This window comes from Eoetvoesiella caeni (assembly GCF_003315175.1).
In the GTDB taxonomy this organism is placed as follows: domain Bacteria; phylum Pseudomonadota; class Gammaproteobacteria; order Burkholderiales; family Burkholderiaceae_B; genus Eoetvoesia; species Eoetvoesia caeni.
In genome coordinates this window covers 233,190-247,451 of record NZ_QNRQ01000002.1, presented here as the reverse complement: position 1 = coordinate 247,451, position 14,262 = coordinate 233,190, and the positions used below count along the sequence as shown (strand labels likewise).

Annotated in this window: 11 protein-coding genes; 7 read left to right on the top strand and 4 right to left on the bottom strand. The window is 60.0% G+C overall.

Translation table 11 applies throughout. The features are described from left to right. The first annotated feature begins 90 nt into the window (after positions 1 to 90). Positions 91 to 864 carry an AraC family transcriptional regulator gene (locus tag DFR37_RS04760; RefSeq protein ID WP_113932090.1) on the top strand — a complete coding sequence of 258 codons (774 nt, stop codon included), beginning with the start codon at positions 91 to 93 and terminating at the stop codon, positions 862 to 864. A gap of 78 nt (positions 865 to 942) precedes the next feature. Here DFR37_RS04760 and DFR37_RS04755 read toward each other — a convergent pair whose 3' ends face one another. Further along, positions 943 to 1,962: a LysR family transcriptional regulator gene (locus tag DFR37_RS04755; protein WP_113932089.1), complete on the bottom strand. Its 1,020-nt coding sequence runs from the start codon at positions 1,960 to 1,962 to the stop codon at positions 943 to 945. A gap of 233 nt (positions 1,963 to 2,195) precedes the next feature. Between DFR37_RS04755 and DFR37_RS04750 the strand changes: the two genes are divergently transcribed. Genes DFR37_RS04750 through DFR37_RS04740 form a run of 3 tightly spaced genes read left to right on the top strand, consistent with a single transcriptional unit; the run spans position 2,196 to position 8,084 of the window. Then, entirely contained in the window at positions 2,196 to 3,410 is a 1,215-nt protein-coding gene (locus tag DFR37_RS04750; protein ID WP_113932088.1) for an efflux RND transporter periplasmic adaptor subunit, read from the top strand. A gap of 19 nt (positions 3,411 to 3,429) precedes the next feature. Next, entirely contained in the window at positions 3,430 to 6,612 is a 3,183-nt protein-coding gene (locus DFR37_RS04745; RefSeq protein ID WP_113932416.1) for an efflux RND transporter permease subunit, read from the top strand. Further along, complete coding sequence (locus DFR37_RS04740; RefSeq protein ID WP_113932087.1) at positions 6,609 to 8,084, top strand: efflux transporter outer membrane subunit; 1,476 nt, start codon at positions 6,609 to 6,611, stop codon at positions 8,082 to 8,084. Before DFR37_RS04745 ends, DFR37_RS04740 begins: the two co-directional genes overlap by 4 nt. An 83-nt stretch (positions 8,085 to 8,167) precedes the next feature. On the opposite strand, the gene DFR37_RS04735 is transcribed toward DFR37_RS04740, so the two are convergent. Both DFR37_RS04735 and DFR37_RS04730 read right to left on the bottom strand, forming a co-directional pair. Beyond that, positions 8,168 to 9,343: an ABC transporter substrate-binding protein gene (locus DFR37_RS04735; RefSeq protein WP_113932086.1), complete on the bottom strand. Its 1,176-nt coding sequence runs from the start codon at positions 9,341 to 9,343 to the stop codon at positions 8,168 to 8,170. Positions 9,344 to 9,523: 180 nt separating this feature from the next. Further along, positions 9,524 to 10,042, bottom strand: a complete 519-nt coding sequence (locus tag DFR37_RS04730; RefSeq protein WP_113932415.1) for an NADPH-dependent FMN reductase — start codon at positions 10,040 to 10,042, stop codon at positions 9,524 to 9,526. 109 nt (positions 10,043 to 10,151) lie between these two features. Between DFR37_RS04730 and DFR37_RS04725 the strand changes: the two genes are divergently transcribed. Then, positions 10,152 to 11,027, top strand: a complete 876-nt coding sequence (locus DFR37_RS04725; RefSeq protein WP_113932085.1) for an alpha/beta hydrolase — start codon at positions 10,152 to 10,154, stop codon at positions 11,025 to 11,027. 90 nt (positions 11,028 to 11,117) lie between these two features. After that, entirely contained in the window at positions 11,118 to 12,119 is a 1,002-nt protein-coding gene (locus DFR37_RS04720; RefSeq protein ID WP_113932414.1) for an aldo/keto reductase, read from the top strand. 23 nt (positions 12,120 to 12,142) lie between these two features. Here the strand turns inward: DFR37_RS04720 and DFR37_RS04715 are convergent, their stop codons facing one another. Then, on the bottom strand, positions 12,143 to 12,730 hold the full coding sequence (locus DFR37_RS04715; protein ID WP_113932084.1) for a P-loop nucleotide/nucleoside kinase family protein: 588 nt from the start codon (positions 12,728 to 12,730) through the stop codon (positions 12,143 to 12,145). A gap of 312 nt (positions 12,731 to 13,042) precedes the next feature. On the opposite strand from DFR37_RS04715, the gene DFR37_RS04710 reads away from it, so the two are divergent. Then, positions 13,043 to 14,251, top strand: a complete 1,209-nt coding sequence (locus DFR37_RS04710; RefSeq protein WP_113932083.1) for an amino acid ABC transporter substrate-binding protein — start codon at positions 13,043 to 13,045, stop codon at positions 14,249 to 14,251. Positions 14,252 to 14,262: the final 11 nt, after the last annotated feature.

The following is a 14,262-nucleotide window of genomic DNA, read 5'->3' as shown; positions in this document are numbered from 1 at the left end:
AATATAAGCAAGACGGGGCTGACTGTCTTTAGAATATAGGACAACCATCATCGAATTTCGGCCATTCATTTGTATCAGCGGAATCCAGCCATGCCCGTGCCTACGCAACGACGCCTTGACCTGATCGACAACGCCGATCGCGATGTCCTGGCGCTATCCTCGGTGTATCCCGACGGGTACGTGGTCGAGACACACTCGCATCAGCGGATTCAGCTGCTGCATGTGAAGACCGGAACAATGCAGCTGGAAACGCAGTTTGGCGCATGGATTGTGCCGCCGGGCTTTGCGGCATGGATTCCGGCGAATGTGCCGCATCAGTTGCGCACCATTAATGTAACTACGCACAGCCTGTATTTCAGGGCCGGGGCGATAAGCCAGCCTCCGTCGCGCTGCCAGGTTGTGGAAGTGTCGCCGCTGCTGAAAGAGCTGATCGACGCAGCAATGCTTGTTCCTGCGCGGTATGACGAGCATGCGCGCGATGGGCAACTGATGAAAATGCTGTTGCACGAAACGGTTGTTCAGCGTGTCGTGCCCTTGCACTTGCCCATGCCGCGCGACGAGCAGTTGGCCGCGCTGTGCCAGGCGTTCTTCAAGGCGCCAACGCTGGCTTCCACGCCGGCGGACTGGGCCAGGCGGCTGCACATCAGCGAACGTACTTTTTATCGCCGCTTTGTGGCAGGCACCGGAATAAGCTTTGTGAATTGGCGGCAGCAAGCCTGTGTGCTTGCCGCCATGGCGCGCTTGTCGCTTGGCGACAGCGTGACCACCGTGGCGCTGGACATGGGCTATGAAAGCCCATCGTCGTTCTCGACCATGTTCAAAAAGGCCACCGGGCGGCCGCCGAATCTGTATATGCGCAACTGAAGCCGTGGCTTTGCCAGGCCGGGCGCGGCGGGCTTGCGTGTATGGAAACGCGCGGGAACCTTGCCGCGCCACCGTGATTCAGAAGGCGGTTTCCACCATGCCTTCCTGCGCTGGTAGGCTGCGGGTGCCGGGGCGTGGCTTTTCTTCCTGCTTTCCGAACTTGCATTCATGGAAGCCCTCTGTGCCGGCGTATTTGCCCAGCAGCGGGCAATCCTGGAACAGCGCGCTTATCCAATCGACGAACACCCGTACTTTGGGCGACAGATGCCGGTTATGCAGATAGACGACGGAGATGGGCATGGGCGGTGGCGTCCATTGCGTCAGCACCTCGCGCAGGGCGCCGGATTTAAGGTGGGGTTCGACCATGTATCGGCCGGGTTGGATTATGCCGAAGCCTTCCAGGCCGCATTTGATGTAGGCCTCGGAGTCGTTGACCGAAATGTCGCCTTTCATGGCGATATCGACGGCTTCGCCATCAACCAGGAAGCTCCAGTCGATGTTCCGGCCGGCGCGCCCAGAAAAATAATGCACGGCCCGATGCTCTTGCAGGTCGGCAACGCAGGCCGGTGCGCCGTAGCGGTCGAGGTAGGCGGGGGCGGCGCAGGTAACGCTTTCGTAGGTTCCGATGCGCTTGGCCACCATGCTCGAGTCGCGCAGCTCGCCGACGCGTATCACGCAGTCAACGGCTTCCTGCACCATGTCGACCATCCGGTCGCTCATGCCTATCGCAAGTTCGATATCGGGATAGCGCGTATGGAAATCGCACAACGCGGGCACAAGTATCAGGCGCCCCAGCGAAGGAAGCGTGTCGATGCGCAAGCGTCCCCGCGGCCCCCGCCCCACATCGTGGAAAGAAGCTTCGGCGTCCTCCACATCTGCAAGTATGCGGACGCAGCTTTCGTAGTACGACGCGCCGTCGGGCGTCAGGCTAAGGCGCCGCGTCGTGCGGTTAAGCAGCCGCACCCGCAACTGGCGTTCCAGGTTTTGAATGGTGGTCGTGACGGTAGCCCGTGGAAGGCCCAGGCTGTCGGCGGCCAGCGTAAAGCTGTTGGCGTCGACCACGCGGGTGAAGACTTGCATTGCCTGGAAGCGGTCCATTGTGGGCTCCGAACGAAGTAGTGATAACGAAACACGGACACGGCAACCTCGAATGATTGTTCAGGTTGCGCGAATAGTGTTGTTAAAAACTTTGTATTTATCGGTTTCTATAAACAATAAATAATACTCCTACTTCTCCGCAATTCATACGGTGTGAGCGTTGTAAATCGGCTCGATGCAGGTTTTGTCCACTCGAGCCGTATGCGCCAAGAACGCTAATCTCAAGGATCATCATGTTTTTACTGCGTAATCGATACGCTATGGCGGTGCTCGCCATAGCTTTTGTCGCCGGCGGCTTTGCCGCTTGGCATGCCGGCGTGGGCTCCAGTCAGGCTGTTGCCGCGACCGCGCCCAGTCTGGCCACGGCCGTCGACGTGGCGACGGTTCAGAGCCGTACCGTTACGGACTGGCATGAGTACTCTGGCCGCCTTGAGGCGGTGGATCGTGTAGAGATCCGGCCTTTGGTTTCCGGCACGCTTACGGCCGTGCATTTTGCCGACGGCAGCCTGGTCAAAAAGGGCGACCTGCTGTTTACGATAGATCCACGGCCTTACCAGGCGGCGGTGGACCGGGCCAAAGCCCAACTGGCGGCTGCGCAGGCACGCGTGGTGTACACGGCGGCGGACATGGCCCGGGGCAGGCGCTTGTTGGCCGATAACGCTATTGCGAAGCGCGATTATGAAGAAAAGCGAAACGCCTCCAACGTTGCCGCTGCGGATTTGCAGGCTGCCAAGGCGGTATTGGAAGCAGCCAACCTGGACCTGGAGCATACGCAGATCATCGCGCCCATTTCGGGCCGGGTGTCGCGCGCGGAAGTCACGGTGGGCAATGTCGTGGCGGCCGGCGCCGGCTCGGCGCCTTTGACGTCGCTGGTTTCGGTCTCGAATATGTACGCCTCGTTCGATATCGACGAGCAAAGCTTCCTGAAGTTTGTCAGCCCGGCCCGCGGCCAGGCCAAAACCCAGATCCCGATTTTGCTGGGGCTGGCCAATGAAAGCGGCTACCCGCGCCATGGCCGCATCGCCTCCATTGATAATCGGCTCGACACTTCTTCGGGGACGATCCGGCTCAGAGCGGTTTTCGACAACGCCGATGGCGCTCTGGTACCGGGCCTGTATGCGCGGATCCGGCTGGGCGGCGGGGCGCCTAGTGCAAAAGTGCTGGTCGACGAGAAAGCCATAGGCACGGACCAGGACAAGCGGTTTGTGGTCGTCGTGGACGAGCACAACAAGACCGCTTATCGCGAAGTGCGCCTGGGCTCGGGCGAGGAGGGCTGGAGGGTGGTGGAAACCGGCCTGAAGGCGGGCGAACGCATAGTCGTCAATGGGCTGCAGCGGATCCGCCCGGGCGACCTGGTAACGCCCAAGACGGTGCCGGTTTCGTCGGAGCCGCATCTTGCCGTGTCTGAAGCCGGCGTGCATGGCGCAAACGCCGCAGACAACTCCTGATCGTTCCTTCTGGATTCTTATGAATATTTCCAAGTTCTTTATCGACAGGCCCATATTTGCCGGTGTGCTGTCGGTGCTTATCTTGCTGGCCGGCGCCCTGGCGCTGTTCCAGCTGCCGATTTCCGAATATCCTGAAGTCGTTCCGCCGTCGGTGGTTGTGCGCGCCCAGTATCCGGGGGCCAACCCCAAGGTCATCGCCGAGACGGTAGCCGCGCCCTTGGAGGAGTCCATCAACGGCGTGGAAAACATGATGTATATGCAGTCGCAGGCAAACAGCGACGGCAACCTGGCTATCACTGTCAACTTCCACCTGGGTACCGACCCCGACAAGGCGCAGCAGTTGGTGCAGAACCGCGTGGCCCAGGCGTTGCCGCGCCTGCCCGAGGACGTGCAGCGGCTGGGTGTGACGACGGTCAAGAGTTCGCCAACCCTGACCATGGTCGTGCACCTGATTTCGCCCGACGATCGCTACGACATTACCTACCTGCGCAACTACGCCGTGCTTAATGTCAAGGACAGGCTGGCGCGCATTCCTGGCGTGGGCGAGGTGCAGCTGTGGGGGTCGGGCGACTACTCCATGCGCATCTGGCTAAACCCCCAGAAAATCGCCCAGCGCGGCTTGACGGCCAACGACGTCATCCAGGCTATACGGGAACAGAACGTCCAGGTGGCGGCGGGCGTCATCGGCGCATCGCCCAGCCTGCCCGGCGTGCCCATGCAACTGTCTGTCAATGCGCACGGCCGCTTGCACACCGAAGCGGAATTTTCCGACATTATTCTCAAGACATCCGCGGACGGCGCTGTGACGCGCCTGGGCGATGTTGCGCGCGTTGAATTGGCGTCGGCTGAATACGGCCTGCGCTCTTTGCTGGACAACAAGCCTGCCGTGGGCCTGGCGATTATGCAGTCGCCGGGCGCCAACGCCCTGGCGGTGTCGGACAATGTGCGGGCCGCCATGAAGGAGCTATCGGCCGATTTTCCGCCGTCCGTGAAAAGCAGCATTGTCTACGACCCCACGCAATTCGTGCGTTCCAGCATCAAGGCGGTGGTAATGACCTTGCTGGAAGCCATTGCGCTGGTCGTGCTGGTGGTCATTGTGTTTTTGCAGACGTGGCGCGCGTCGATCATTCCCTTATTGGCGGTGCCGGTATCGATAGTGGGGACGTTCGCGCTGATGCTGGCTTTCGGCTACACGATCAACGCCTTGTCTCTGTTTGGGCTGGTGCTGGCCATAGGGATTGTGGTGGACGATGCCATTGTCGTGGTCGAGAACGTCGAGCGCAATATTGCCGAGGGCCTGTCTGCGCGTGAAGCAACCTACCGGGCCATGCGGGAAGTCAGCGGTCCTATTGTCGCCATTGCGTTGACGCTGGTCGCCGTGTTTGTGCCGCTGGCCTTCATGACAGGACTCAGCGGCCAGTTCTTCAAGCAGTTTGCCATGACGATTGCCATTTCCACGGTGATCTCGGCATTCAATTCACTGACGTTGTCGCCCGCGCTGGCTGCGCTATTGCTAAAGGGCCATGACCAAAGCCCCGACTGGCTTACCCGTGTCATGAATCGTTTCTTTGGCGGCTTCTTCGCATGGTTCAACAGAATGTTTGGCAGCGCTTCGGTCCGCTATGCCAAAGGGGTGTCGGGTGTGGTGGGCCGCAAGGCGGCGTTCATGGGCGTATACCTGGTCCTGCTGGCCCTGACCGCGGGCGTGTCCTACATTGTGCCTGGCGGCTTCGTGCCGGCGCAGGACAAGCAATATTTGATCGGTTTCGCGCAGTTGCCCAATGGCGCTTCGCTGGATCGCACCGAAGCGGTAATCCGGCGCATGAGCGACATCGCGCTCAAGCAGCCAGGTGTCGAACACGCGCTTGCGTTCCCGGGGCTGTCCATCAATGGATTTACCAACAGCTCCAGCGCGGGCATTGTCTTCGCGACGCTTGCGCCGTTCGAGCAACGGCGCGACAAGGCATTGTCGGCAGACAGCATTGCAGCGGCCCTGAACCAGCAGTATGCCGGGATCAAGGACTCGTATATTGCCGTGTTTCCACCGCCGCCCGTCATGGGCCTGGGCACCGTTGGCGGCTTCAAGCTGCAGTTGGAAGATCGCGGCTCTATCGGTTATGCCGGCTTGAATGCCGCCGCGCAGGACTTCCTTGAGCAGGCCCGCAAGGCTCCGGAACTGGGTCCGTCGTTTTCCAGCTACCAGATCAATGTGCCGCAGCTTGACGTAGACCTGGACCGGATCAAGGCCAAGCAACTGGGTGTGCCGGTGACGGATGTTTTCGAGACGATGCAAATATATCTGGGCTCGCTGTATGTCAATGACTTCAATCGCTTCGGGCGCGTGTACCAGGTAAGGGCGCAAGCGGATGCGCCATATCGTGCGCGGCCCGAGGATATTCTTCAATTGAAGACCCGCAATGGCGCCGGCGACATGGTGCCCTTGTCGTCGCTGGTCAAAGTAACGCCGACTTACGGCCCTGAAATGGTAGTTCGCTATAACGGCTTCACCGCCGCGGACATCAATAGCGGGCCGGCGCCCGGATACTCTTCGGGGCAGGCGCAGGCCGCGGCCGAGCGCATTGCTGCGGAAACTTTGCCGCGCGGCGTCAAGTTCGAATGGACCGACCTGACTTACCAGCAGATATTGGCGGGCAATGCGGGAATCTGGATATTTCCTATTAGCGTGCTGCTGGTCTTTCTTGTTCTGGCGGCGTTGTACGAGAGCCTGACCCTGCCATTGGCTGTCATTCTTATTGTGCCCATGGGTATTCTGGCCGCGCTGTTTGGGGTATGGCTGACCCGGGGCGACAACAATATCTTTACGCAGATCGGACTGATGGTGCTGGTGGGCCTGGCATGCAAGAACGCCATCTTGATCGTGGAATTCGCTCGCGAGCTGGAGCTGCGCGGCGTTGCCACCGTGCAAGCCGCCATCGAGGCAAGCCGCTTGCGCCTGCGGCCTATTCTGATGACGTCGATCGCTTTCATCATGGGGGTTGTGCCTTTGGTGACTTCGGTGGGGGCAGGGTCGGAAATGCGTCATGCCATGGGCATTGCCGTGTTCTTCGGCATGCTGGGCGTGACCTTGTTCGGCTTGTTCCTGACGCCGGTGTTCTACGTGCTGTTGCGTTCGCTGGGGCGCAAGCGCCTGCATTCCGCGCCGGCCAATGAAATTTCTGCGCTTGCCGCCCACACCGAATGAGGAATATTGCAATGATTAAATCGATACGGCCTTATTTCGTGGCCAGTATGCTGTTGCTGGCGTTGGCCGGCTGTTCAGTCGGGCCGGCCTATCGTCCGCCGTCGGTGGATGCCCCCAGTGCGTTCAAGGAAGCCTTTCTGTCGCCCGAGGATGCGCAGCGCTGGAAGGCGGCGCAGCCCGCCGATGCGGTTGCCCGCGGCAAATGGTGGGCGATATTCGCGGATGCGGATCTGGACGCACTGGAAGAACGCGCCCTGGCAGCCAATCAGGACCTGAAGGCCGCGGCCGCCCGGGTAAAACAGGCACGTGCCCTGCAGCGGGGCACGCAGGCGATGCAGTTGCCGCAGGTCGAGGCTGCTTTCGGCCCGACCCGCCAGCGTGCGTCGAACGCATCGCAGGGTTTGCCGGCGGATGCACCCAACTCGCCCACGACGCTTTGGCGGGCGCAGGCGGGCGTTTCCTATGAGGCGGACTTATTCGGGCGGGTGGCATCCACTGTGGACGCCGCCGACGCGGACGCGCAGCAAAGTGAGGCACTGCTGCGCTCGGTGCAGCTGGCCTTGCAGGCCGATGTGGCGCAAGGATATTTTTTGGTGCGCAGGCTGGATACCGAACAAGCCTTGTATCGCAGCACGGTCGAATTGCGCCAAAAAGCGCTGGAGCTCGTGCAAAGGCGTTATGCCGAGGGTGATATCGGCGAACTTGATGTCGCGCGCGCCAAGTCGGAACTGGCCGCGGCCCAGTCCGAGTCCTTGGGCATTGCGCGCCAGCGCGCCGTGGCCGAGCATGCGCTGGCGATCTTGCTGGGAGAGCCGCCTTCCGGATTTTCCTTGGACGCGCGTAACTTGCAACGTATTGCTGTGGGAATTCCGGCTGGCCTGCCCTCGTCCTTGCTGGAGCGCCGGCCCGATATTGCCGCTGCCGAACGGGCCATGGCGGCGGCCAATGCCCGCATTGGGGCGGCACATGCGGCTTTCTTCCCGCGCCTGAACATCACCGGGGCCCTGGGATATGAATCGTCCCAGTTGGGAGACTTGTTCCAGTGGTCCAGCCGAGCTTTTTTGCTGGGACCTTTGGTGGGCGCGATGATGTCGCTGCCGATTTTCGACGGCGGCCAGCGTCAGGCCGGGTTGGATCGCGCCCGTGCCAAATACGAAGAAGACGTTGCCTTGTATCGGCAGACAGTGCTGAATGCCTTTCGCGAAGTGGAGGACGGTTTGTCCAGCTTGCGCATCCTGGGCGAGCAAGGCCAGGTCCAGGATGCCGCTGTCGAGTCGGCGGCACGAGCCGCTCGCTTATCGCAATTTCAATATCGGGAAGGGTCGGTCAGCTATCTGGACGTGATCGACGCGGACCGGATGGTCCTGCAGCAGCGGCGCGCCGCCGTGCTGCTTGACGGCGAGCGCGCCCGGGTGGCTGTTGACCTGGTACGCGCTATTGGCGGAGGCTGGGACCGAGCCGCTACGCTATGACGCTTTCAGACTTCAATCCGCCTGGCAAGAGCCGCGCTGTATCGCGGGGCGCCCTTGCCGGCGATGAAGGCGGAATGGATGGATCAGGGCTTGAGCGGGCATTCGGCGGCAAAGGTGTCTTTGGCCTCGCTAAGTACTTTTCGCACGACCATGGGGGTGAGTTCTCCTTGGGCGTTGCGCTTGATCTGCATCAGGTAGTAGTCCTGGATAGGATGATGATTGGTGTTGAACTTGAAATTGCCCCGCACCGATTTGAAGTCTGCCTTATACAATGCCGCGCGGAAATCGTCGGCGCGGGAGATGTCTCCGTTGACGGCATGCAGGCCGGACGCGATCAAGTTGGCCGTGTCATAGGCCAGGGCCGCATAATGGGTAGGCACCCGTCCGTAAGCTTCTTTGAAGGCTTTGACGAAGGCATGGTTTTGCGGGTTGTCCAGTTCGGGCGACCACAAGGCCACGGTGTACAGGCCTTCGGCGGCGGAGCCTGTAGCTTTTATCATCCGCAGGTCCATGGAAAATACCGGCAGAACGACGGGTATGGTCTTGCTTAGGCCCGAGTTGGCGTACTGCTTGGCGAAATTGATTCCTGCGCCGCCGGGTTCGAATTCGTAGATGGCATCGGGTGCCAGTTCGCGCAGCCTGGCCAGTTCGACCGAGAAGTCGGATTGATCCAGCTTGGTGTAGAGCTCTGCGGCGACGGTGCCTTTATAAGTACGTTTGAATCCTTCCAGGGCTTCGCGGCCTGCCTGGTAATTGGGCGCCACCAGCGCTACGCGCTTATAGCCCAATTGGTCGACTGCCACACCAGCGGCCGCATGCATGGCGGTGTTCTCGAACGAGGCCACAAAATAATTCTTGTTGCACTTGGCGCCGGCAAAGGGCGAAGGCCCCGGGTTCGTGCTGACGTAAAACGCCCCATGCTGCAACACGGTGGGGGCCACCGCCGTCAGCACGTTGGAAAAGTTGATTCCGCTGAACAGCTTTACGCCGTCCTGCAGCATTTTGTCGGCCGACTGCTTGCCCGAGCCGGGCTTGAGGCCGTCGTCTTCGACGATGAGTTGAATAGGTACGCCGCCCAATTTGCCGCCGCCCTGCTTGATGGCTAGGTTGAAGGCGTCGCGTGCGTCTTCACCGATATAGCCGGCAGGGGTGGACAAGGTCGTGATGAAGCCTATTTTCAGGGGTTCTTGCGCGCCGGCGCCGGCATTGAAGCCGATCAACGCCATGGCCGCGGCGCTTAATACTGTTTTTCGAAGCATGTGTTCTCCTTGCGGGCAACGGGACTTCGTGTTTTCCCGGATGCCTGTATTGTGTGATCCTTATGATTCTCGAAAGGTTATTATTTTTTATAAAAACGGCAACAAGAGTAAACACGTATATCAAAATGGCCGCGCTTGGGCGCGGCCATCTGACCGTTGCATTCCATAGCGCCCGGGCGCTTATGCTTTATGTGCCTGGTCCCGCCACCCGGCCGCCGCATTCAGCAGGACCGGGCCCCAGTCATCGGCATATTTCCGGATCTGCACACCGTCCTCGAATGTTTTGTCCGACAAAAAAAGGCCGGGGGCTGGGCAGGTGGCGCCCAGTTCGACCAGCAGCGGCTTCAAGAACACTTCGGGAGCCAGCGCATGGGCGGGGCCGCCCCCAAGCATCAGGGGCACGGCCACCGTGCCGCGCAGGCCCTCGGCAGTGGCGAACTGGTCCAGAAACAGCTTGAGCAGGCCGGTGTAGGTGGCCTTGTAGGTCGGGCTTGCCACAATGACAAGCTCTGCGCTGGCTGCCAGCCGGACCGCCTTGGCCACATCGGGGTCTTCCCAGGCCAACAAACCGGCTCCCAGGGTGATGACGTCGATCACGGCATCGGGCTCACGCCCGGTAAGCGCCGAGGCCAACAGCGTGGCTGCGTGAGCCGTCTTCGATGCGGGTTTGGGATTTCCGACGACAACGATAGTGGACATGCTGATTCCTTTAAAGGCGGCCGAATGTGCGAACATTATGTTAGCGCAGCAGCATAAGGCGTGGACTGCATGTTGCAATGGGGTTTGAACACAAGTAAACGGATAGCAAATGGCTGAAGACAATTTTGATCTGAATTTTTCCAGCGTGGAAGAGCGCGCAACGCAATACAACGCCCGCGCTTCGGTGCCCGATTTCGACGCCTGCGTGGCCGAGTACGCCCGGCTTGCCATAGAGGTAAAAAGCCAGTGCCCGGGGATTTGCGATTTGCGCTACGGGCAGGGCGTGGCAAATCGACTGGACCTGTTCCCCGTGACATTGGAGCGGCAGCCGGCGCCCTTGTTTGTTTTTATACATGGCGGCTACTGGCGCGCGCAAACCAAGGAAGACGCGCCAATAATGGCCAAGGCGTTCACCGATGCCGGCATTGCTGTTTGCACTCTTGAATACACCCTCTTGCCCGAGGCTACTTTGGGGGAAACCGTACGCGAAATGCGCAGTGCACTGGCCTGGCTATACCGCAATGCGGGCCTGTACGGCGTCGACCCAGGCCGTATCTATGTGGGCGGCAGCTCCGCCGGCGGCCACCTGGCGGCCATGCTGGCCGCGTCCGGTTGGCAGGAAAGGTTCAGTTTGCCGGACAATGTAATCAAAGGCATGCTGAGCCTTAGCGGCCTGTACGACCTTCAGCCCTTGTGCGGCATCAACGTCAACGAGTGGCTGCAACTGCATCCCGAGCAGGCGCGGCGGCTCAGTCCGCTGTTTCAGCTGCCACCGGCCGATACGCCTGTGGTGCTGGCGGTAGGCGGCCTGGAGACCGACGGTTTCAAGAACCAGACCTCGGCTTATGAAGCGGCGTGCCGCGCCCAGGGACTTGCGGTGCGGCGCGTCGACACGCCGCAATGCAATCATTTCGATCTGCTCTGCGAACTGCACGACCCGCGCAGCGACCTTGCCAAGGCAACGTTCGAGATGATTCATGCATGACATAACGCGGTTGTCCCTTCGATGGCTGCGGCTTTTATAATGAGGCCGCGAATTACGAACCAATAGATATAAGGCGCAAAGACTATGGCGATGCAACAGCGGCAACTGGGTTCCTTTTCTGTTTCGGCCATTGGGCTGGGCTGTATGAATTTTTGTCACGCCTATGGCGCGCCGGTGTCCGAAGAGCAGGCGCTGCGGGTATTGCGCACGGCCTTGGACTCGGGCGTGACCTTGTTCGATACGGCCGCGCTTTACGGGTTTGGCGCAAGCGAAACCTTGGTCGGAAAGGCTCTGGCGTCGCAGCGCAGCCGGTTCACGCTGGCGAGCAAATGCGGCATGCAAGGTGTGGACGTGGCAGGCAACGGCAAGCAAGTGCGGGTTATCGACGGGCGGCCGGCAACCATTAAAGCTACTTGCGAAGACAGTTTGCGGCGGCTTCAAACCGATGTCATCGACTTATATTATTTGCATCGCTGGGACAAGCAGGTGCCGATCGAAGACAGCGTCGGCGCCTTGAGCGACCTGGTGCGCGAAGGCAAGATCCGCAGCATTGGCTTGTCGGAAGTTTCCGCAGCTACTTTGCGCCGCGCGCACGCCGTCCATCCGATTGCTGCTTTGCAGACCGAATATTCGCTATGGACGCGCAACCCGGAAATTGCCGTGCTGGATGCCTGCCGCGAATTGGGCGTTGCTTTTGTCGCCTTCAGCCCCGTCGCGCGCGGCTTCTTGTGCGGGTTCAGCGACCTGGGCAGCTTGCATGCCCAGGACATTCGCCGGGCCATGCCGCGCTTTTCTCCTGAAAACTATGCCGCCAACCTGAAGTTGATGCCGGCCTACAACGACATTGCCCAAGAAGTAGGCTGCACCCCCGCGCAACTGGCCCTGGCCTGGCTGCTGCATCAGGGCGACGATATTATTCCCATTCCCGGCACAACCAGCGAAGCCCACCTGAAAGACGACTTGGGCGCCGCCGGCGTATTGCTCGATGACGACGTTCTGGCGCGCTTGGACGCCCTGATCAATCAACGGACCGTGGTTGGCAACCGCTATACCGAACAAAGCGAAAGCGAGGTCGATACGGAACGGTTTTGACCGCGCTTCAAGGCTTCGGTCTTTTAGCTTGAGTTCTTCACAAGCTCTTCCAGCATTCGCGCCTGTTCCGCAATAGGCAGGCTGGCGTCCAGGGTTGGCACGCGGCCGCCCTCGACGGCGGGCGGGCGCTTCAGGGCGCCGAAGTAGGCATCCCAGTGGTCCAGCTTCCATTGGTCGCGTATATCGCCCCGCTTGATAATGCGCTCTTTGCGCACGGCCTGAGGCAGCTCCAGCCAGACATGGCACAGGCGCGCGGCGGCCGGAAACCCCAGTTTGCCGGTTGAAAACAAGGCCGACGAGGCCAGTTCCCGGTTCCAGGGGCCTGGCAGAACCACATTAAGGCCAATGTCGAGCTGATCCCTGGCAATGCGCAGCGTGCTCAGGTATTGCAGGTCGCGCACATGTTCCTTGAAGAACGGGCTATCCCTGTCGTTGGGGTTTTGCCCCAGCGCGTGCAGCAAAGGGCCGGTCCAGTTCTCGGCCACGGCGTCCTTGTCCATGACACACCAGCACTGGCGTTCAAGCCGTTGTTGTTTAACAAAATAGTCCGTCAAGAACGACTTGCCCGTGCCCGCGTGGCCCAGAATAAATAGTGCGATAGGTCGGCTCATGTGGCTCCTGGGAGGCGTCTAGTATGCATGGAAACCCTGATTTTTTTTTAGGACGTTCTATATATACTTCATTACAAATATATGTTTTTTTAACAATAGTACATAGTCTTGCCTTGTTGTGGCCATCGGCCGGCACTAGGCGGACGCCTTGGGGACAACTTGCTGGCCGGCGCAACGCCGGCCTTGAATTGGCCTTTCCGTAGCACCCGTTTTTACCTGGACGCTCTGCGCCCTGAATAAAGCGACATGCGCATTCGCGTATTTTGTCGCCCGATTTTCGACTCAAGTTTTAAAAAACTCAGGAGAAGTTTCATGGCTATAGATCGACGAGCATTCGTTGCTGCAATGGGTGCGGCCGGTGCAGGTATGTTGGTGCAGGGAACCGCGCTGGCCCAGTCCAAGGGCCAGCCCATCCGCATCGGCGGCACGCTGGCGCTTACAGGACCCTTGGCGGCTACGGGGCTGGTTCACAAGTTGACCGGTGAAATCTATATTGAAGACTTGAATAAGCGCGGCGGCTTGTTGGGCCGGCCGGTCGAGTGGGACCTGAAAGACGACCAGTCCAAGCCCGACATTGCACGTACCTTGTACGAACAGCTGATCACCTCCGATAAAGTCGATCTTCTTATCGGCCCTTACGCAACAGGCAATATTCTTTCCGCCATGGGCGTGGCCCAGCGGCACGAGAAGATGCTTGTGCACCATACCTTTGGTATTCCGAAGCTGGCCAAATACGAGCGCCAGTTTCCCGCATGGTCGTTCGGCCCTACCCCCGAGACTTCAACCCCCAACCTGCTGCTGGACGCCATGGCGGCAACGCCCCACATGCCTAAAACCGTGGCGGTCGTCACCAGCAAGTTTCCGTCGGTGCATTTCGTTTCCATCGGCGCGCGCGATGTCTTTAAAAAGCGCGGTATCAAAGAGGTACTGTTCTTGGAGTGGGACTTCGGCAACCGCGACTTCGGCCCTATTGCCGGCCGCATCAAAGAGGCCAACCCTGATCTCATCTGGGTTGGCGGGCTGGGCCTGGAAGGCAACCAGTTGCTCGATGCCATGAAGAAAATCGATTACGCCCCGCGCAATCATTTCTACCTGTACCCCGCGTCCGGCCCGATGTTGAAGTCGCCCGAGGCGAATAACGCCATGTCGGTAACCATTTTCGAATCGCACGCGCCGTTTACCGATAACCCTATTGCCGCCCAATTCGTCAAAGAGTATGCCGCGCGCGCCAAGCAGGCCAATATGCCGGACACGGCGGTCGATACACAGGCGGCCGCGTCGTTCTCGGCATGGCAAATCATCGAGGCGGCGGTTACAGCCACCAAGTCGCTCGACGACAAAGTACTGTCCGACTGGCTCAAGACCCACACGGTCGACACCATTCAAGGCCAGTTGCGTTTCGACGGGCCGGGCAACTTTGGCAACGACCTGAGCAAGATCAAGCAGGTACAAGAAGGGAAATGGTTAACGGTATGGCCCGCCAATTGGGCTGCTCCGGGTGCCAAGCTACGAACCTTCTAAGCGTGACGATT